The sequence below is a fragment of the Oerskovia enterophila genome (assembly GCF_044748475.1).
In the GTDB taxonomy this organism is placed as follows: domain Bacteria; phylum Actinomycetota; class Actinomycetes; order Actinomycetales; family Cellulomonadaceae; genus Oerskovia; species Oerskovia enterophila.
In genome coordinates, this window is record NZ_JBIVFZ010000001.1 from 192,222 (window position 1) to 210,641 (window position 18,420).

Annotated in this window: 16 protein-coding genes; 12 read left to right on the forward strand and 4 right to left on the reverse strand. The window is 72.0% G+C overall.

The window, feature by feature from the left end:
* Positions 1-47 precede the first annotated feature (47 nt).
* From ACIPWA_RS00800 to ACIPWA_RS00830, 7 genes are all read left to right on the forward strand, one after another.
* Positions 48-2,843, forward strand: coding sequence for an immunoglobulin-like domain-containing protein (locus ACIPWA_RS00800; RefSeq protein ID WP_400287737.1), 2,796 nt, complete (start codon positions 48-50; stop codon positions 2,841-2,843).
* 170 nt (positions 2,844-3,013) lie between these two features.
* Complete coding sequence (locus tag ACIPWA_RS00805; RefSeq protein ID WP_400287739.1) at positions 3,014-5,290, forward strand: glycoside hydrolase family 127 protein; 2,277 nt, start codon at positions 3,014-3,016, stop codon at positions 5,288-5,290.
* Positions 5,291-5,379: 89 nt separating this feature from the next.
* Complete coding sequence (locus ACIPWA_RS00810) at positions 5,380-7,344, forward strand: Ig-like domain-containing protein (RefSeq protein ID WP_400287741.1); 1,965 nt, start codon at positions 5,380-5,382, stop codon at positions 7,342-7,344.
* Positions 7,345-7,562: 218 nt separating this feature from the next.
* Positions 7,563-8,216 (forward strand): TetR/AcrR family transcriptional regulator, encoded by a 654-nt coding sequence (locus ACIPWA_RS00815; RefSeq protein ID WP_400287743.1) that lies wholly within the window; start codon positions 7,563-7,565, stop codon positions 8,214-8,216.
* Positions 8,203-8,979, forward strand: a complete 777-nt coding sequence (locus ACIPWA_RS00820) for an ABC transporter ATP-binding protein (protein WP_068623769.1) — start codon at positions 8,203-8,205, stop codon at positions 8,977-8,979. The genes ACIPWA_RS00815 and ACIPWA_RS00820 overlap by 14 nt, the downstream gene beginning before the upstream one ends.
* Before the next feature lie 95 nt (positions 8,980-9,074).
* Positions 9,075-9,806 carry an ABC transporter permease gene (locus ACIPWA_RS00825; RefSeq protein WP_354509501.1) on the forward strand — a complete coding sequence of 244 codons (732 nt, stop codon included), beginning with the start codon at positions 9,075-9,077 and terminating at the stop codon, positions 9,804-9,806.
* 195 nt (positions 9,807-10,001) lie between these two features.
* The gene (locus ACIPWA_RS00830) at positions 10,002-10,586 is read left to right on the forward strand and encodes a hypothetical protein (RefSeq protein ID WP_400287745.1); all 585 of its coding nucleotides are present in this window, start codon (positions 10,002-10,004) and stop codon (positions 10,584-10,586) included.
* Positions 10,587-10,757: 171 nt separating this feature from the next.
* Here the strand turns inward: ACIPWA_RS00830 and ACIPWA_RS00835 are convergent, their stop codons facing one another.
* Both ACIPWA_RS00835 and ACIPWA_RS00840 read right to left on the reverse strand, forming a co-directional pair.
* Complete coding sequence (locus ACIPWA_RS00835; RefSeq protein WP_056649726.1) at positions 10,758-11,429, reverse strand: potassium channel family protein; 672 nt, start codon at positions 11,427-11,429, stop codon at positions 10,758-10,760.
* A 72-nt stretch (positions 11,430-11,501) separates the two neighbouring features.
* Positions 11,502-12,878 (reverse strand): TrkH family potassium uptake protein, encoded by a 1,377-nt coding sequence (locus tag ACIPWA_RS00840; RefSeq protein ID WP_056649729.1) that lies wholly within the window; start codon positions 12,876-12,878, stop codon positions 11,502-11,504.
* A 273-nt stretch (positions 12,879-13,151) separates the two neighbouring features.
* On the opposite strand from ACIPWA_RS00840, the gene ACIPWA_RS00845 reads away from it, so the two are divergent.
* Together ACIPWA_RS00845 and ACIPWA_RS00850 are read left to right on the forward strand one after the other, a co-directional pair.
* Positions 13,152-14,348, forward strand: a complete 1,197-nt coding sequence (locus tag ACIPWA_RS00845; protein WP_248948275.1) for an acetoin utilization protein AcuC — start codon at positions 13,152-13,154, stop codon at positions 14,346-14,348.
* A gap of 221 nt (positions 14,349-14,569) precedes the next feature.
* Positions 14,570-14,668: a 30S ribosomal protein bS22 gene (locus ACIPWA_RS00850; protein ID WP_003792170.1), complete on the forward strand. Its 99-nt coding sequence runs from the start codon at positions 14,570-14,572 to the stop codon at positions 14,666-14,668.
* 155 nt (positions 14,669-14,823) lie between these two features.
* On the opposite strand, the gene ACIPWA_RS00855 is transcribed toward ACIPWA_RS00850, so the two are convergent.
* Positions 14,824-15,633, reverse strand: a complete 810-nt coding sequence (locus ACIPWA_RS00855; RefSeq protein ID WP_056649733.1) for an HAD family hydrolase — start codon at positions 15,631-15,633, stop codon at positions 14,824-14,826.
* A gap of 105 nt (positions 15,634-15,738) precedes the next feature.
* Here ACIPWA_RS00855 and ACIPWA_RS00860 point away from each other — a divergent pair, with 105 nt between their 5' ends.
* Both ACIPWA_RS00860 and ACIPWA_RS00865 read left to right on the forward strand, forming a co-directional pair.
* Positions 15,739-16,107 (forward strand): glutaredoxin family protein, encoded by a 369-nt coding sequence (locus ACIPWA_RS00860; protein ID WP_400287749.1) that lies wholly within the window; start codon positions 15,739-15,741, stop codon positions 16,105-16,107.
* Between the two features lie 95 nt (positions 16,108-16,202).
* Positions 16,203-16,907 carry a redox-sensing transcriptional repressor Rex gene (locus tag ACIPWA_RS00865; RefSeq protein ID WP_400287751.1) on the forward strand — a complete coding sequence of 235 codons (705 nt, stop codon included), beginning with the start codon at positions 16,203-16,205 and terminating at the stop codon, positions 16,905-16,907.
* A gap of 162 nt (positions 16,908-17,069) precedes the next feature.
* On the opposite strand, the gene ACIPWA_RS00870 is transcribed toward ACIPWA_RS00865, so the two are convergent.
* Positions 17,070-17,621, reverse strand: coding sequence for a YceI family protein (locus ACIPWA_RS00870; protein ID WP_056649743.1), 552 nt, complete (start codon positions 17,619-17,621; stop codon positions 17,070-17,072).
* A gap of 215 nt (positions 17,622-17,836) precedes the next feature.
* Here ACIPWA_RS00870 and ACIPWA_RS00875 point away from each other — a divergent pair, with 215 nt between their 5' ends.
* Entirely contained in the window at positions 17,837-18,343 is a 507-nt protein-coding gene (locus ACIPWA_RS00875) for a MarR family winged helix-turn-helix transcriptional regulator (RefSeq protein WP_068623779.1), read from the forward strand.
* Positions 18,344-18,420 lie beyond the last annotated feature (77 nt).

The following is an 18,420-nucleotide window of genomic DNA, read 5'->3' on the forward strand; positions in this document are numbered from 1 at the left end:
TGCCCGCACCACCCGCACCGCCGCACCACGAACCGAAGGAGCACATCGTGAGAAGAACCAGGGGACGTCTCGTTGCAGCGAGCGTCGCCGTCGCCCTGACCACCGGGCTGACGACCACCGCTGTGGCAGCCGCCGATCCCGTCCTGCCCGAGGCCGGGCTCGTCGCCTGGTACAAGCTCGACGAGGCGAGCGGAACGTCGGCCGCGAACTCGGCGCCGGGCTCGACCTTCGGGGCCGCCACGGTCAACGGGGCCGCGCGCAGCGCGAACGGCATCACGCTCGACGGGGCCGACGACCACGTCCGGCTCCCCGACAGCCTGCTCAAGAACCTGACCTCGGTCACGGTCGACCTCGACGTCCTGGTCGACACGGCCCAGGCCACGCCCTACTTCATCTGGGGCATGGGCAACACGAGCGGCTCGAACGGCAACGGCTACCTGTTCACCACGGGCAACGCCTACCGGACCGGCATCGCGTCCGGCAACTGGTCGACCGAGCAGAACACGACCAAGGGCACCAACCTCGCGCGCGGGGTCTGGAAGCACCTGACCTACACGCAGACCGGCACGACCGGGACCCTCTACGAGGACGGCGTCCAGGTCGCGCAGAACACCGCGGTCACCACGACCCCCGCCTCGATCGGCGCCGGGACGACGACCGCCAACTACATCGGCCGCTCGCTCTACTCGGGCGACAAGTACCTCAAGGGCCAGGTCCGCGACTTCCGCGTCTACGACCGGGCGCTGCCCGCGAACGACGTCGCGGCCCTCGCGCAGAAGACCTCGGCAGCGGCCGCGGGAGCCGACGCCGCCGCGCTCGACCTGGGCGACACGAGCGCCGTCACGAGCAACCTCACGCTCCCGGTCACGGGCGCGCAGGGCTCGACCATCGCGTGGGCGACCTCGCACGCGGACGTCGTGACGTCGTCGGGCAAGGTCACCCAGCCCGCCGCCGGGCGGCCGGCCGCGAGCGTGACCCTGACGGCCTCGGTCACGCGCGGCGCCGTGACGCTCCCGCGGACCTTCACCGTGGTCGTCCCCCCGGCGCTCGACGACGCCCAGGCGGCCGCCTGGGACGCGCAGCACGCCGTCGTGACCAACATCGCCGACGTCCGTGGCAACCTCACGCTCCCGACCAAGGGTGCGCAGGGCTCGACCCTGACGTGGACGTCCTCGGCGCCCGGCACCGTGAGCGACACGGGAGTGGTGCACCGCCCCGCGCACGGCGCGGGCGACACCGAGGTGACCCTCACGGTCACCGCGACCAAGGGCACCGCGACCTCGACCCAGCCACGCACCGCGACGGTCCGCCAGGCCCCCGAGGCCCAGGAGCCCGCGGCGTACTTCTTCCCCTACTTCAAGGGTGAGAGCACGGCCGACGGCGAGGAGATCTACTTCGCCGCGAGCCAGGGCAACGACCCGCTCAAGTGGCAGGAGCTGAACGACGACAAGACCGTCCTGCGCTCGGGCCTGGGGGAGAAGGGTCTGCGCGACCCGTTCGTCATCCGCTCGCCCGAGGGCGACAAGTTCTTCCTCGTCGCGACCGACCTCAAGATCTACGGCGGCAACAACTTCGGCAACGCGCAGGAGCGCGGCTCGCTGAGCCTCATGGTCTGGGAGTCGACCGACCTCGTGAGCTGGTCCGACCAGCGCATGGTCAAGGTCTCGAGCGACTACGCGGGCAACACCTGGGCCCCCGAGGCGTTCTACGACGAGGCCGCGGGCGAGTACGTCGTGTACTGGGCCTCGGCCCTCTACCCGACGACCGACAGCAGCGACCGCAAGATCGCCACGAGCTACCAGCGCATGATGTACGCCACGACGCGTGACTTCGTGACCTTCAGCGAGCCGCGGATCTGGGTCGACAACAAGCGCGGCACGGGCCTCGGCATCATCGACGCCTCGGTGACCAAGGTGGGCGACACGTACTACCGCTTCATCAAGGACGAGAAGTACATGACGGTCCGGAGCGAGAAGTCCACGGACCTGCGCGCCACGAGCTGGGACCTCATCACCGAGAACATCGGCGTGGGGCAGCCCAACGGCTACGGCGGCACCTTCACGGCGGGCGAGGGACCCACGGTCTTCAAGTCCAACACCGAGGAGAAGTGGTACGTCTTCATGGACCAGCCCAGCTACCACGGCGGCAAGGGCTACGTCCCGTTCGAGTCGACCGACCTCGACTCGGGGGTCTGGACCAAGTCCGAGCCCGCGACCCTGCCCGTGAGCCCTCGCCACGGCACGGTGCTCCCGGTCACGCAAGCCGAGTACGACCGCCTGCTCGCGCACTACCAGCCCGACGCGTTCGTGGCCTCGGCCGCCCCGGTCACGGTCACGACGGCCGCGGGTACCGCGCCCGTCCTGCCGGCCACGGTCGCCGCGACGTACGGCGACGGTGCGACCAAGGACCTCGCGGTCACGTGGGACGCGGTCGACCCTGCGTCCTGGGCGCAGGCCGGCACGTTCGCGGTCAGCGGGTCGTTCGGCCCGTCGATCACGACGCGGGCCACCGCCACGGTCACCGTGACGGCCCCCGTCGACCCCGAGCCCGAGCCCGACCTCGTGGTCGAGGTCTCGGCCACGGCGAAGTGTGTCGCGGGCAAGGTCGCCGTGTCGGTGCGTGCGGTGAACGGTGAAGACGTGCCGGTCGACGTCAAGGTCGCCTCGGCGTTCGGGTCCAAGTCGTTCGTGGGCGTGGCGCCGGGCAGGTCGGCGTCGCAGTCGTTCGCGACGCGTGCGGGCTCGGTCGAGGCCGGGGTCGTCACGATCACCGCGAGCACGACGGGCGCCTCGCCCGTCACCGCCACGTTCGAGGCGCCGTACGCGGCCCTCGACTGCGGCTAGCACTTCCGGGCCGGGCGGGGGCGACGTGCCCCCGCCCGGCCCGGACAGGGCCTGACCGGCAGTGGGCGAGGTTTCCCTCCTGCGCCCGTCGTCTGCTCGATGCCACCGGCGGTCGGGTCCTGCAGCACCACCAGCTCGAAGAATCGAAACTCGATGAGGAGTGACACGACATGTCAGAGCACGACTCGACCTACTCGCGCCGATCCGTCCTACGGCTCGGCGCGCTGACGTTCGGGGCCGCAGCCGGTGCTGCGACCCTTGCCGGAGCAGGAGGGAACCTCGCGGTCGCGGCACCAGCCGTCGCCGCACCGGCACCGTTCGTCAACCCCGCCCCGCCGGTCAGCCGGCGCTTCCTGCAGTCGCTCGACCGCAGCGTCGCCCTCGACGGATGGACGGCACAGCCGTTCTCGATGTCGCAGGTCACGCTCGAGCCGAGCGTCTTCACGCGGGCGCAGGACCAGGCGCTCAACCTCGCCCGGGCCTACCCGGTCGACCGGATCCTCGCGGTCTTCCGTCGGACCGCAGGGCTCGACACCAAGGGGGCCAACGCCCCCGGCGGGTGGGAGGGGTTCGGGCACGCCAACGAGGACGCCTGGGGTCCTGACGACTACCCGGGCCGCGCGAACACCCAGACCGCGAACCTGCTGCGCGGTCACTACGCTGGCCACTTCCTGTCGATGGTCGCGCTCGCCTACGGGAGCACGGGCGAGGCCGTCTTCAAGGACAAGGTCGACGCGATCGTCGCGGGGCTGGGCGAGGTCCAGGCCGCGCTCGCGGCCACGGGCCGCTACAGCCACCCGGGCTTCCTCGCCGCGTACGGCGAGTGGCAGTTCAGCCAGCTCGAGAAGTACGCGCCGTACGGCGAGATCTGGGCGCCGTACTACACGTGCCACAAGATCATGGCCGGACTGCTCGAGGCCTACCACCTCACGGGCTCGGCCCAGGCGCTCGAGATCGTCACGTCGATGGGCGAGTGGGTCCACAGCCGCCTGAGCAAGCTCCCCGCGGACCAGCTCGAGCGCATGTGGGCCATCTACATCGCGGGCGAGTACGGCGGCATGAACGAGGTCATGGCCGACCTCCACCAGATCACCGGTCGTGAGGACTTCCTCGCGACCGCGAAGCTGTTCGACCTCAACGCGCTCGTGAACGCCTCGGCCGCAGGCACCGACACGCTCAACGGCAAGCACGCCAACCAGCACATCCCGCAGTTCCCGGGCTACCTCAAGGTCTACTCGCACACGCACGAGCAGAAGTACTTCGACGCCGTGAAGAACTTCTGGGGCATGGTCGTCCCGGGGCGCACCTACGCGCACGGCGGCAACGGCGAGGGCGAGCTGTGGGGCCCCGCGAACACCGTCGCGGGGGACATCGGCACGCGCAACGCCGAGACCTGCGCGACGTACAACATGCTCAAGGTCTCGCGCCTGCTCTACTTCCACACGCTCGACCCGAAGTACATGGACTACTACGAGACCGGGGTGCTCAACCACATCCTGGGCTCGCGCAAGAACGCCGAGTCCTCGACGAGCCCCGAGGTCACGTACATGTACCCGGTCCACCCCGGCGCGCGCCGCGAGTACGACAACACGGGCACGTGCTGCGGGGGCACGGGCCTCGAGAACCACGTCAAGTACCGCGACTCGATCTACTTCCGGTCGGCCGAGGACGCCCCGGGCAACCCCGTGCTGCACGTCAACCTCTACGTCGCCTCGACGCTCGACTGGTCCGAGCAGGGCTTCGAGATCGTGCAGCAGACCGAGTACCCCAAGGTCGGGGCGAGCACGCTCGTGGTCAACGGCTCGGGTCCGCTCGACCTGCGGCTGCGGGTCCCGCGCTGGATCCAGCGCGGGTTCACCGTGAGGGTCAACGGTGAGGCGCAGGACCTCGCGGCCACGCCCGGCACCTACGTCACGGTGAGCCGCACGTGGACGAGCGGCGACCGCGTCGAGATCTCGATGCCGCTCTCGCTGCGCGTCGAGCCCACGATCGACAACCCGGCGATCCAGGCCCTGCACTACGGACCGGTGGTCCTGCTGGCCCGCAGCGCGGCCACGAAGTTCCTCAAGCTCTCGCTGTACGCCAGCATGCGGCTCGACGGGAGCCTGGACACCGCGGCCAAGGCGCTCGGGGACAACGTGTTCCAGCTCGGCGACCTGACCTTCGAGCCGGCGTACTCGGGTGGCAGCGCGCTCTACCACATGTACTTCGAGCGCTCCGAGCCCAGGATCGTGTTCGCGGGCACCGACTCGGGCGTGGCCAACGCGCGCCGCGCCAACGGCACGTCGTTCCTCGACGTCGTCTGGGCCGAGGGCTCGTTCGCGGACCGTGCGGCGTTCCTGGCGACGGTCCAGCGCACGGCCGAGACCTTCGTGGCCGAGGGCCTGCTGACGCGCCGCGACAGCCAGAAGGTCCTGGTCGCGGCAGGCAAGGCGAAGATCGCGTGAGCGCCCACGAGGGGCGTCGCGACGCGGCGCCGGACAGCACGCACAGGCACGACGCAACGGGCCTGCGGGCCCCGGGACGAGGGACGGTCATGGCACGAGCAGGACGAGGGGCGGCCGGGTTCTCCCGTCCGCGACGGTGGACGGCGGCGACGCTCGCGGGCGTGCTCGTGGGGGCCGGGGCGCTGGGCGGCGCGGGGATCGCGGTCGCCGCGGTGGGCTCTTCCCTCCCGGCCGTGACGGCCGCCGCGGAGGCTCCGGCCAACGTGGCCCTCCTCGGCACTCCCGAGGCGAGCTACACCGCGAGCTGGCACGCGATCGACGCCGTCAACGACGGAGAGGTCGCGCACACCGGCTCGTACGACAAGGCGTGGGCCACGTGGGACGGCAACCGCCCCGCGACGCAGTGGCTCGAGTACGCGTGGGAGGCGCCCGTCCGGATCGGCCGCTCGGTCCTGTCGTTCTGGTCGGACGGCGAGGGGGCCAACGGCGACAACGTCCGGGTCCCGGGGTCGTGGAAGTTCCAGTACTGGGACGAGGCGACCTCGACGTACAAGGACGTCGTCAACCCCAGCGCCTACGGGACGGCGCGCCTCGCGCCGAACGAGACGACCTTCGAGCCCGTGACCACGACCAAGGTGAGGGCGACGTTCAACGCGCTCAAGGGAGCCACGGTCGCGACGTACTCGGCCGTCGGGGTCACCGAGTGGGAGCTGTGGGGCACGGGCGGCACCGAGGAGCCCGAGCCGGTCGACCCCAACGCGCCCATCGACGTCTCGCCCGTGCACGTCCCCACGCTCGTGGGCGAGCTGCCGGACCTGCCCGAGGACGTCGACGCGATCTACGAGGACGGGCGCGTCGCGTCCGTCGCTGTCGACTGGGCCGACGTCACGGCCGAGCAGGTCGCCGAGAAGGGCAGCTTCGGCGTCACGGGGGTGGCCGAGGGGATCGTCGAGCCCGTCCAGGGCACGGTCTACGTGCGCGACGGCGAGCCCGGCGACGTGACCGAGGTCGACTACGTGAGCGTCGTGACCCTCGCGGGCACCGCGCCGACCTTGCCGTCGAGCGTCACGGCCGCGTTCGAGGACGGCTCGCGCGACAGCCGCACGGGCGTCGAGTGGGACGCCGTCGAGCCGTCGCAGTACGCCGAGGCGGGCGGGCTCTTCTTCGTGGAGGGGGACGTCGAGGGGACCGACCTGCCGGCCGAGGCGACCGTGTTCGTCGTGGCCCCGGACGACGCCGAGGACACCATCGCACCCACGGTCTTCCTGTCGGTCGAGCCGGGGCCGGCGACCTCGGGCTGGTACGTCGAGCCCGTGCGGGTGACGGTCGCGGCGAGCGACAACCGCGACCCGGCCCCCGCGGTCGAGGTCTCGGTCGACGGCGGTGCCTGGGCCGCGTACACGGGTCCGGTCACGGTCGACACGGACGGGGTGCGCACGGTCGCGGCCCGCGCGACCGACGCGTCCGGCAACGTGGGCGAGGCCACGCGCGAGCTCAAGGTCGACGCGACCGCGCCGGTCACGGTCGCCACGGTCAAGAACCTCGGGTCGAGCGTCGAGGTGACGCTCACCGCGACGGACGCCGGGTCGGGCGTGGACCGGATCCAGTGGGAGGGCCCGGGCACGTTCTGGGGCACCTACCAGGAGCCGTTCACGCGTGCCCTGACCGAGGAGCCGCAGGTCATCGAGTTCGCGGCGACCGACGCCGCGGGCAACCAGGAGGTCCGTCAGCGGATCGAGCTGCCCGCCCTGGGCGAGCCCGAGCCCGACCTCGCGGTCGAGGTCTCGGCCACGGCGAAGTGCGTGGCGGGCAAGGTCACGGTCTCGGTGCGTGCGGTGAACGGTGAGGACGTGCCGGTCGACGTCAAGGTCGGCTCGGCGTTCGGGTCCAAGTCGTTCGTGGGCGTGGCGCCGGGCAGGTCGGCGTCGCAGTCGTTCGCGACGCGTGCGGGCTCGGTCGAGGCCGGGGTCGTCACGATCACCGCGAGCACGGGTGGTGACGACGGCACCTCCGCGACGTTCGAGGCGCCGTACGCGGCCCTCGACTGCGGGTGACCGGCTGACCCGATGACCGCCGCGGGGCGAGGCGGTGCTGTCTCGTCCCGCGGCTGCCCCGCGCCGTGCTCTGGCCGGCCGGTGCACCGGGGCCCACGCCCGGTCCGCCGCGACGTCTCCTTGCGTCGCGGCGGACCGGGCGTCGTCGTCCTCTCCCGCCCGACGCCGCAGCGCACCCGGGAGCGCGGGTGCGCTCCGCCGTCGGGCAGAATCGAGGCATGAGTGCTGGTGCGGTGCGGCGGGGCCGACGGCCCGCGGGCGAGGACACCCGGGCGTCGATCGTGGCCGCGGCGCGCGAGGAGTTCGCCGCCAAGGGCTACGACGCCGTGAGCATGCGCGGTGTGGCACGCGCGGCCGGGGTGGACCCCGGACTGATCCGGCACTACTTCGACGGCAAGGGCGAGCTCTTCGCGGCCTCGCTCGTCCCCGCGGTCGCGGACCCGCAGGCGCTCGCGGGCCGGTTCGCCGAGGGCGGGATCGAGGGCCTGGGGGAGCGGCTCGCGCGGACCGTGCTCGCGGTCTGGGACGCGCCCGACGGGCAGGTCCAGCTCCGGCTCGTGCTGTCCGGGCTGCTGTCGGCCGACGGGCACGTGCAGGAGCTGCCGCGCTATCTCCAGCGGACGGTGTTCGACCAGGTCGCCGCGCTCCTGCCGCGCGAGGTCGCGGCGCGGCGCGTGGGGCTGGTCGCGAGCCAGGTGCTCGGGGTGCTGGTCGCCCGGCACCTTCTGCGCCTCGAGCCCGTGGCGTCGATGTCCCCCGACGAGCTGGTGCGGTCGATCGCCCCGACGATCCAGCGGTATCTCGAGGGCGTGGACGAGGGTCTTGCGCCGGGACCTCCCGAGGAGCAGAATTCCTCACATGGGGAATACTGACCCGGTCATCAGCGTCCGCAGCCTCCGCGTCGACCGCGGCGGGACCACGGTCCTGCACGGGCTCGACCTCACGGTTCCTGACCGTCAGATCGTCGGCCTGCTCGGGCCGAGCGGCAGCGGCAAGACCACGCTCATGCGCGCGCTCGTCGGGGTCCAGCAGATCACGGGCGGCGAGGTCGAGGTCCTGGGCCGCGCGGCCGGCGACCCCGTGCTGCGGCGCCAGGTCGGGTACGTGACCCAGTCGCCCAGCGTCTACGCGGACCTCAGCGTGACCGAGAACCTGCGCTACTTCGCGACGATCCTGGGCGTCGGTCCGCGCGACGTCGCGCGCGTGACCGACGCCGTGGACCTCGCGCGGCACGCCCGGCGCCGGGTCGGCACGCTCTCGGGTGGTGAGCGCTCGCGGGTCTCGCTGGCGGCCGCGCTGCTCGGAGACCCGCAGCTGCTCGTGCTCGACGAGCCGACCGTCGGGCTCGACCCCGTGCTGCGCCGCGACCTGTGGGACCTGTTCGCGCGCCTGCGTGACGCCGGGACCTCGCTGCTCGTGTCGTCGCACGTCATGGACGAGGCGACGCGCTGCGACCGGCTCCTGCTCCTGCGCGACGGTCGCCTGCTCGCGGACGACACCCTGCCGGGCCTGCTCGAGCGCACGGGCGCCCACGACGTCGAGCACGCGTTCCTGCGCCTCGTGGAGGAGACCCCCGTGCCCGACGGCGCAGCGGCCGCCAGGAGTCCGCGTCACCTCGGAGGGGAGGCGTCATGAGCGCGCACGACGCACGGGAAGCGGCGACGCTCGCGACGGGTACGTCGAGGCGCGAGGGCGAGCGCGCAGCCCCGGTGCGGCACGCACCCCGTGCCCTGAGCCCGGGCCTGACCCTCGCGACCGCGGGCCGGGTCCTGCGGCAGATCCGCAACGACCCGCGCACCATCGCGCTGCTCGTCGTGCTGCCGTGCGTGCTGCTCGGGCTCATCGCCTGGATGTTCGACGGGACGCCCGTCCTGGACCAGTTCGGCCCCATCCTCGTGGGGCTGTTCCCCATGATCATCATGTTCCTCGTCACGAGCGTCACGACGCTGCGCGAACGGCAGTCGGGGACGCTCGAGCGCCTCATGACCATGCCGCTCGGCAAGGGCGACTTCGTGGGCGGGTACGCGCTCGCGTTCGCGCTCCTCGCGACCGTGCAGGCCCTGGTCGTGGTGGCGTTCGCGGTGTGGGTGTGCGGCATGGACGTCGCGGGGCCCGTGGGCCTCGTGGTGCTCGTCGCGGTGCTCGACGCGATCCTCGGGTCGTGCCTGGGGCTCGCAGCCTCGGCACTGGCCCGCTCGGAGTTCCAGGCCGTGCAGCTCATGCCCGTGGTCCTGTTCCCGCAGCTCATCACGTGCGGCCTGCTCATGCCGCGCGACGAGATGCCCGCGGTGCTCGAGGCCATCAGCCGCGTGCTGCCCCTGACGTACGGCGTCTCGGCGCTCCAGGACGTGGCTGCGGGCGGCGGGTTCGCCGACGTCCGCGGTGCCGTCGCGGTCATCGTCGGGTTCATCCTGGGCGCGATCGTCCTGGGGACGCTCACGCTGAGGCGCCGGACCGCGTAGGCCTGGCCGGGAGGCCTCAGCGCCGCCTCTACCACGGTTCGCCGAATCTCACCCGCTGAGGCGCCCGCAGGGGCCCCAGGACGTGGGAGGATGGGCGCGCTCGGGGGCGCGAGGCGACAAGGGAGTGCGCAAGTGCGGATCGTGGACCCGCGGGCTCGAGCCCGCACGTTCGCAGGGGCTGTGGCAGGACTGGTCGTGGCAGGCGGGATCGTCCTCGGAGGGCTGCCCGCGGTCGCCGCTCCGCCGGTGCCGGTCGGGGACCACGGACCGGAGGGCGTGAGCCTGCAGGTCGGCATCACGGGGATCACCACGCTCTCCGCGGTCGACACGGTCGCGGAGAACCCCGTCCCGGGCGGGACGCTCGTCGTCCGGGGTCAGGGATTCGTGCCCTTCGTGACGTACGACGTGCACCTCCACTCGACGCCCACGTTCCTCGGGACCGTGACGGCGCGCGCCGACGGGACCATCGAGCTCGTCACGACCATCCCGCTCTCGACGATCCCCGGACCCCACTACGTCGTGGTGACCGACCCCGTGAGCGGAGCCTCGGTCCGGTCGGCGTCGTTCGACGTCCGCAGCGCCGTCGGCGGAACGGACGGCGGTGGAACGGGCGGAGGGACGACCACGGGCAACGGCACGACGGCCGAGGGCGGGACCCCCGGCACGGTTCCCGGCCCGCTGGCCTCCACGGGCGTCACGGTCGTGGGCACCCTGGCGATCGCCGGTGGCCTCGTCGCGGGAGGCGCGGCCCTGAGACGGCGCCGGACCCGCGCGAGCTGAGCGACGTCGTCGGGCCTGCGTGCCCTCGCGGCCCCAGGACCGGTCCGCCGGCGCCGGCACGTGACCCGGACGACGAGACGTCGATCAGTCGTCAGAAGCCCACCGGGACATACCCCGGTGGGCTTCTGACATCTGATCGCTCGGTGGGGAGAACGCGTGCCCCGTGCGTGGCTACGGACGCGCCGCGAACCGCTCGAGCAGCTCCGCGTGCCCCGAGACGATGAGCAGGTCGTTCGCGGAGATGCGCGTGGTCGGCTCGGCGTAGACGAAGTCCTGGCCGGGCGACTTCACGCCGATGATGGTCACGCCGTAGCGGTCGCGGACCTTGGTCTGCTCGATCGTGAAGCCCTGCGTCTCCTTGGGTGGCCGCATCTTGACGATCGTGAAGCCGTCCTCGACCTCGATGTAGTCGAGCAGCTTGCCCGAGACCAGGTGCGCCACGCGGCTGCCCGCGTCGGCCTCGGGGAACACCACGTGGTGCGCGCCGATGCGCTGCAGGATGCGCCCGTGCTCGGCCGAGATGGCCTTGGCCCAGATCTGGGGCGTGCCCAGGTCCACCAGGTTGCCCGTGATGAGCACGCTCGCCTCGAGCGAGGTGCCCACGCCCACGACCGCGACCGGGAAGTCGCGCGCGCCGAGCTGCTCCAGGGCGGTGGGGTTCGAGGCGTCGGCCTCGACGAGGGGGATGCGGCCCGACCACTGCGCGATGAGCTCGGGCGAGCGCTCGACCGCGAGCACGTCCTGGCCGAGCCGGTCGAGGGTCGCGGCGATCGCGGAGCCGAACCGGCCGAGCCCGATCACGAGCACGCCGGCGTTCTTCTCGGGGGCCTTCTTGTCGGGCACCTGGGGACCTTTCGTCGGGAGAGGCGGGCCGGCCGTGAGCCGGGACCGCGCCAGGGGGAGCAGGGGGCGGGGTCAGCCGATGATCGGGCGTTCCTCGGGGTAGCGGATCACGCGGCGCCGGTCGCGCAGCGCGAGTGCCGCCGCGAGCGTCATGGTCCCGGTGCGGCCGATGAACATGAGCACGACGAGGACGTACTTGCCGGCGGTCGGGAGGTCGGCCGTCACGCCCGTCGAGAGGCCCACGGTCGCGAACGCCGAGATGGTCTCGAAGAGGATCACGTCGAGGGTCCAGCCCGTGATCTCGAGCAGCAGCAGGCTCGCCACGAGCACGGCCGTCGCGCCGATGAACGACACGGCCACGGCCAGGCGCAGGGTCTCGCGCGGGATGCGCCGACCGAACGCCTCGAGGTCGCGGTCGCCGCGCGCCTCGGACACGATCGCGAGCAGCATGACCGCGAGCGTCGTGACCTTGATGCCGCCCGCCGTCGAGGCGCTGCCGCCACCGACGAACATGAGCGCGTCGGTGATGAGCCAGCTCGACTCGTGCATGCCGTTGATGTCGATCGTCGAGAAGCCCGCGGACCGTGGCATGACCCCGGCGAACAGCGACGCGAGGATCTTCTCGTTGAGGCTCAGCGGGCCGAGCGTCTTGGCGTTGGTCCACTCGAACGCCGCGAACAGGACCACGGCCACCACGACCAGCACCGCGCTCGTGGTGAGCGTCAGCTTGGTGTGCAGGTTCCACTTCGAGGCGCGCCGCCGGTTGCGCATGATGTTGAGGATCACGGGGAACCCCAGCGAGCCGATGAACACGCCGATGATGATCGGCATGAGCAGCATCCAGTCGCCCACGTAGGGGGTCAGGCCCTCGGCCGTGGGGATGAAGCCCGCGTTGTTGAACGCCGAGATCCCGTAGAACAGGCCGTGCCAGGCGGCCTCGCCGAACGTCTCCTCGAGCACGATGAAGCGCGGCAGGAGCAGCAGCGCGATGAGCAGCTCGATGCTGGTCGAGGTGATGATGACGACGCGCACGAGCGAACCGACCTCGCCGAGCCGGGTCGTCTTGGTCTCCGAGGCCGTGAGCAGCTTCTGCGTCAGGCCGATGCGCCGCGAGACGGCCATGCCGAGGATCGAGGCGAGCGTCATGACGCCCAGACCACCGATCTTGATGCCCACGAGGATCACGACCTGCCCGTACGTGGACCAGTAGGTTCCCGTCGGGACGACCACGAGGCCCGTGACGCACACGGCCGACGTCGCGGTGAAGAGCGCGTCGATCAGCGGCGCCGACTTCCCGGACGTCGTGGCCCAGGGGGCCATGAGGAGCAGCGTGAAGAGCGAGATCACCGCCGCGAAGACCGTGACCGCGAGGCGGGCCGGGGAGTGGCGGGCGAGGCGGTCGACCAGCTCTCGTCCTGCGAAGAAGCGCCCGGAAACCCCCTGGGGCATCGGTCCTCCGTCTCGCTGTCCGTGCGTCCTCGTCCGGGTGGACGGGTGGCGGGGGAGGCCCTTGCGGGGTCGTCCGGTCGCCGTGCGTGCCGATGTGTCGCCCAACTCTGCCACAGGACGGCCCCTGCCCACCGGCTGAACCGCGTGGCGCCGTCGGGCCGTGCGGGCGCTACCGTGTTTCCTGCCTGCCGCCGACACCGTCGCGTGCCGCGGTACGGGCCGTGCGACGGAGCACCCGCCGTCCGGACGAGGACCACCGACCGAGGAGCGCACGTGACCGGAACCGACACCGTGCCGTTCGTCGCGCAGGTCGTGTGGAGCCCGGACCTGCTGGGGTACGACTTCGGGCACGGACACCCCATGTCCCCGACGCGTCTGGACCTGACCATGCGCCTGGTGCGCGCGCTGGGTCTGCTCGACGCCCCGGGGGTCGAGGTCGTCGGGACGTCGCCGGCCACCGACGAGGTGCTCGACCTGGTGCACGACCCGGCATACGTCGCCGCGGTGCACGCGGCCTCGGAGCAGGGGGTGGAGAACGCCGCGCTGGGGCTGGGCACCGAGGACGACCCGGTCTTCGCCGGGATGCACGAGGCCGCGGCACGCATCCTGTCCGGCTCGTACGAGGCCGCGGGCGCGGTCTGGTCGGGGCACGCGCTGCACGCCGTGAACATCGCGGGCGGCATGCACCACGCCCAGCGCGGGGCAGCGTCCGGCTTCTGCATCTACAACGACGCCGCGGCGGCGGTCCGGCGCCTCCTCGACGACGGCGCCGAGCGTGTCGCGTACGTCGACCTGGACGCGCACCACGGCGACGGCGTCGAGTCGATCTTCTGGGACGACCCGCGCGTCCTGACGGTCTCGGTCCACCAGAGCGGCGCGACGCTGTTCCCCGGCACGGGCCACGCGACGGACACGGGCGGCGCCACGGCGTCGGGTACCGCGGTCAACCTCGGCCTGCCGCGCCGGACCGACGGCTCGCGCTGGCTGCGGGCCGTCGACGCGGTGGTCCCGCCCGTCCTGCGCGCGTTCCGGCCGCAGGTGGTGGTGTCCCAGCACGGCTGCGACGCGCACGGTCACGACCCGTTGAGCGACCTCGACGTGAGCATCGACGCCCAGCGCACGGCCGTGCGCTGGATCCACGAGCTGACGCACGAGCTCGCCGAGGGGCGCTGGGTCGCCCTGGGCGGCGGGGGCTACTCGGTCACGTCGGTCGTCCCGTTCGCGTGGTCCAACGTCGTCGCGGAGGTCGTCCACGCGCCCGTGGCGCCGTCCACGCCCGTGCCGGTCGCGTGGCGCGACCACATCACCGCGGTCGCTCATCGCGAGACCGCCGCGCTCATGGGGGACGGCGAGGTCGCGTTCACGTCGTGGGGGCGGGGCTACGACCCCGAGGACGAGGTCGACCGCGCGGTCGTCGCGACGCGCAAGGCCGTGTTCCCGTTGCTGGGACTGGACGCGCACTTCGACTGAGGCGGTCCGGGGAGCCCCGGAACCGGGCGGCGGGCGAGCGCCCGCCAGGGTGTCCCGCCCCCCGCCCGACGACGTCACCCTCGCTCGATTTCTGGCGACAGGCTGGGAGCAGGTAGGCTAAGGGACGGACTTTTTCTCGTGTTGGTCGGTTCCCGATCAGCCGTGGACCACCATGATCGGGGCGATCCCGATCGCACACCGATCCAGCATTGTGAGGACCCATGGGCTCCGTCATCAAGAAGCGCCGCAAGCGTATGGCCAAGAAGAAGCACCGCAAGCTGCTTCGCAAGACGCGCCACCAGCGTCGTAACAAGAAGTAGCAGCGCGGCGCGTTCACGCGCCGGTTGCCGCAGGAGCCCGGAACCCCTCAGGGGTGCCGGGCTCTTCGCATGCCCGGGATCGTCGCGGGCTCCAGGACTGCCGCAGGCCCCGGATGGTCGGGTCCCTGCCGGCCGCCAGACCGGGGAGCAGCGGGTCAGAGGCCGGTGCGGCCCTTGAGCGAGCGCCGGATCGAGCGCATGACGAGCCCGAGGACCCAGGCCGCCCCCGCCCAGCTCGCGGTCTTGAGCCCCCGGTTCGCGACGCGTCGGCGCCGGCCGCGGAACTCGCGGATGGGCCACCCGACGTCCTTGGCGTGGCGACGCAGCCGCGTGTCCGGGTTGATCGCGCACGGGTGGCCCACGGCCTGCATCATGGTGACGTCGTTGAGCGAGTCGCCGTAGGCGTAGGAGGCCGAGAGGTCGATCCCGTGGCGCTCGGCGAGCTCGCGCACGCCCGCGGCCTTGGCCCGGCCGTGCATCATGTCGCCCACGAGGCGGCCCGTGTAGAGACCGTCCTCGTGCTCGGCGACCGTGCCGAGCGCCCCGGTGGCCCCGAGCCGCCGGGCGATGAGCTGGCCGATCTCCAGAGGGGTCGCGGACACGAGCCACACCTGGTGACCGGCCGCGATGTGCTCGTCGAGGAGCTTCTGGGTCCCGGGGAAGATCCGCAGGGACAGGACCTGGTCGTAGACCTCCTCGCCGATCGCGACGACCTCGGCGACCGAGCGGCCGGCGATGAGGTCGAGGGCCCGGGAGCGGACCTGGTCGATCTGGCGCTTGTTCTCCCCGAGCAGGAGGTACCGGGCCTGGTGGAACGCGAACGTCACGAGGTCCGGGGTGGAGAAGAAGCCGCGCTGGTACAGCGCCCGGGCCAGGTGGAACGAGCTGGCGCCCCGGATGATGGTGTTGTCGACGTCGAAGAAGGCCGCCGTCGGATGGGTGGACCCAGGTGCAGACGTCGGCATGCCGTCCACTCTATCGGCGCCCGCCGACGCCCGCCGACGACCCGCGCGCCTCAGGACGCCGGGCACCCGGACGGACCTTCTGTCCGGGATGCGTAGGCTGGGGGAGTGAGCACCGCAGAACCCGCCGCCGGACATGCCACAGGTCGAGCCGCAGGACCCGAGGCAGTGGCCGAGGCGCTCGCCCCGGCCGCCCCTCCCCGGGCCGTGCCTCCCCTGCCCCCGCGCGTCGTGCTCTACGGGCGCGACGGGTGCCACCTGTGCGACACGGCCCGCGAGATCGTCGAGGCGGTGTGCGCCGAGCAGCAGGTCACGTGGACCGAGGTCGACGTGGACGACGACCCGACCGGTGTGCTCGCGTCCGAGTACGGCGACTACGTCCCGGTCGTGACCGTGGACGGGGTCCAGCAAGGGTTCTGGCAGGTCGACGGCGCACGGCTCGCCAAGGCGCTCGCCCGGCGGCGCGTCAGCGGCTGACGTTCCGCGTTCGGGGCCAGAGCCTGAGATGATCCGAGAAAGCAGCACAGCGAGGTCGTCAACGACGACGACATGACGAGGTATGGGTGGTACGAGTGGCTGAGACCCTGGGGGACACCGGCATTCCTGGCGCGACGGTGACACGTCTGCCCGCCTATCTGCGGGCGTTGCGCGACCTGGAGGGACGCGGCGTGGAGACCACGTCGTCGACCGAGCTCGCCGAGCTGGCCGGGGTCGGTTCCGCACAGCTCCGCAAGGACCTGTCGTTCCTCGGGTCGTACGGGACGCGCGGCGTGGGGTACGTGGTGGACTCGCTCGCGACCTACATCACGTCGGCGCTGGGCGTGACCGACGAGCACCGGATCGCCATCATCGGTATCGGTAGCCTGGGCCACGCGCTCGCGAACTACTCGGGCTACGGGACCCGCGGCTTCGAGGTAGCGGCCCTGCTCGACGCGTCGCCCTCGGTCGTGGGCACCGAGGCGGCGGGCCTCGTGGTCGAGCACGTAGACGCGCTCGAGGAGGTCATCGCCCGCGAGAACGTCACGATCGTCGTCCTGGCCACGCCCGCGCACGTCGCGCAGGACGTCGCCGAGCGCGTCGTCGAGGCAGGGGTCCGCGAGATCCTCAACTTCGCGCCTCGCGCCCTCCAGCTGCCCGACGACGTGATCGTGCGGTCCGTCGACGTGGGCAGCGAGCTGCAGATCCTGGCCTTCCACGCGCAGGCACGAGCACTCGCGAACCGTCCCCCGGGCGAGCCCGCTCCGGACGAGGACGACGACGAGGGCGCCGGAGCCTAGGGCACCCCGACGGGCGGCGAGCCGACCGCGCGGGCACCTCCCGCCGTCGGGCCCCGTGCGCACCTCGCCCGGACAGCACAGGAGCCGGCGACCCGTGACGGGTCGCCGGCTCCTGGCGTACCGGCCGCGTCAGGACGCGGGGGCCGGTCGGGGGCGAGAGGCTCAGGCCTGCTTGATCGCCGAGAGGTCGAGCGCGATCTTGATCTTGTCGCCGACGAGCACGCCACCGGCCTCGAGGGCCACGTTCCAGGTCAGGCCGAACTCCTTGCGGGAGATCTCGGTCTCGGCCTCGAACCCGGCGCGCGAGTTGCCGTAGGCGTCGACGGCGGTGCCCGTGAACTCGGTCTCGAGCTTGACCGGCTTGGTCACGCCGTTGATGGTCAGGTCGCCCGCGATGACGAAGTCGTCGTCGTCGGCCTCGACGGCGGTCGAGACGAAGTTCCAGGTCGGGTTCTTCTCGGCGTCCCAGAAGTCGGCCGACTGGAGGTGGCCGTCGCGGCCCGCGTCACCCGTGTTGACCGACTTGGCGTCGATCGCGGCGACCACGTTGGAGGACTCGACGTCGTCACCGATGGTGATGTTGCCGTCGGCGATCGCGAGCGAGCCGCGGACCTTGGAGATGCCTGCGTGGCGGACCGTGAAGGTCGCCTGCGAGTGCGAGGGGTCGATCGCGTAGGTGCCTGCGGTCAGTCCGGAAGGAAGGTTCGTGGCCATGGGTGTCTCCTGAGAGGTCGAGTTGCGTTGCGTCAGGCGCGCCGTCGACGTGCCATTAGTTGAAGATTCAACTTCATACGAACGCATCAACGCAAGCCCACCGCCCTCTATTCCCCGAGGAGGGCACGAGTTCTCCCTGGACCGGCCACCACCCCCGACGATGGGAGAATGGGGCCGTTGTTCACACGGAGGGGGCGTGACGGATGAAGGAAGAGATGACGGCTCAGCAGGACCAGCACGCCACCACGGTGCACGACACCTCCTGGCTCGACGACGACCAGCAGCGCTACTGGCGCTCGTTCCTCGACGGCTCGGCGCGGTTCGTCGAAGCCCTCAGCAGGGAGCACGAGGACCTCTCGAGCCTGACCCTCGGTGAGTACGAGCTCCTGGTCCGTCTGTCCGAGGCGGCCGACCACACCCTGCGCATGTCCGCGCTGGCCGACGGCCTGGCCCGCTCCCGCAGCCGCGTGACCCACACGGTCCACCGCATGGAGCAGCGCGGGCTCGTGCGTCGCGCCGCGAGCGTGGGTGACGGACGAGGTGTGAACTGCGTCATGACGGAGGCGGGGTACGCCGAGCTCGTCGCGTCGGCCCCGGGCCACGTGACCGCGGTCCGTCGCTACCTGGTCGACGTCCTGACCCCGGCGCAGCTGCGCAACCTCGGCGAGGCCATGGAAGCGGTCGCCGAGGCGTGCCGGGTCGTGGAGCCGCACGAGCAGTAGCCAAGACCCAGGCGCGCCGGGCGGCGAGGTGTGGCCCGGAGCACCCCGGGCACGTGCACCGCGCGGGCCAGATCTTT

Bases quoted from the DNA above. Each gene is read 5' to 3' on its own strand.
- ACIPWA_RS00805 (WP_400287739.1), top strand. From the start codon at position 3,014: ATGTCAGAGCACGACTCGACCTACTCGCGCCGATCCGTCCTACGGCTC.
- ACIPWA_RS00810 (WP_400287741.1), top strand. From the start codon at position 5,380: ATGGCACGAGCAGGACGAGGGGCGGCCGGGTTCTCCCGTCCGCGACGG.
- ACIPWA_RS00815 (WP_400287743.1), top strand. From the start codon at position 7,563: ATGAGTGCTGGTGCGGTGCGGCGGGGCCGACGGCCCGCGGGCGAGGAC.
- ACIPWA_RS00820 (WP_068623769.1), top strand. From the start codon at position 8,203: ATGGGGAATACTGACCCGGTCATCAGCGTCCGCAGCCTCCGCGTCGAC.
- ACIPWA_RS00840 (WP_056649729.1), bottom strand. From the start codon at position 12,878: ATGCCCCAGGGGGTTTCCGGGCGCTTCTTCGCAGGACGAGAGCTGGTC.
- ACIPWA_RS00850 (WP_003792170.1), top strand. From the start codon at position 14,570: ATGGGCTCCGTCATCAAGAAGCGCCGCAAGCGTATGGCCAAGAAGAAG.
- ACIPWA_RS00855 (WP_056649733.1), bottom strand. From the start codon at position 15,633: ATGCCGACGTCTGCACCTGGGTCCACCCATCCGACGGCGGCCTTCTTC.
- ACIPWA_RS00870 (WP_056649743.1), bottom strand. From the start codon at position 17,621: ATGGCCACGAACCTTCCTTCCGGACTGACCGCAGGCACCTACGCGATC.
- ACIPWA_RS00875 (WP_068623779.1), top strand. From the start codon at position 17,837: ATGACGGCTCAGCAGGACCAGCACGCCACCACGGTGCACGACACCTCC.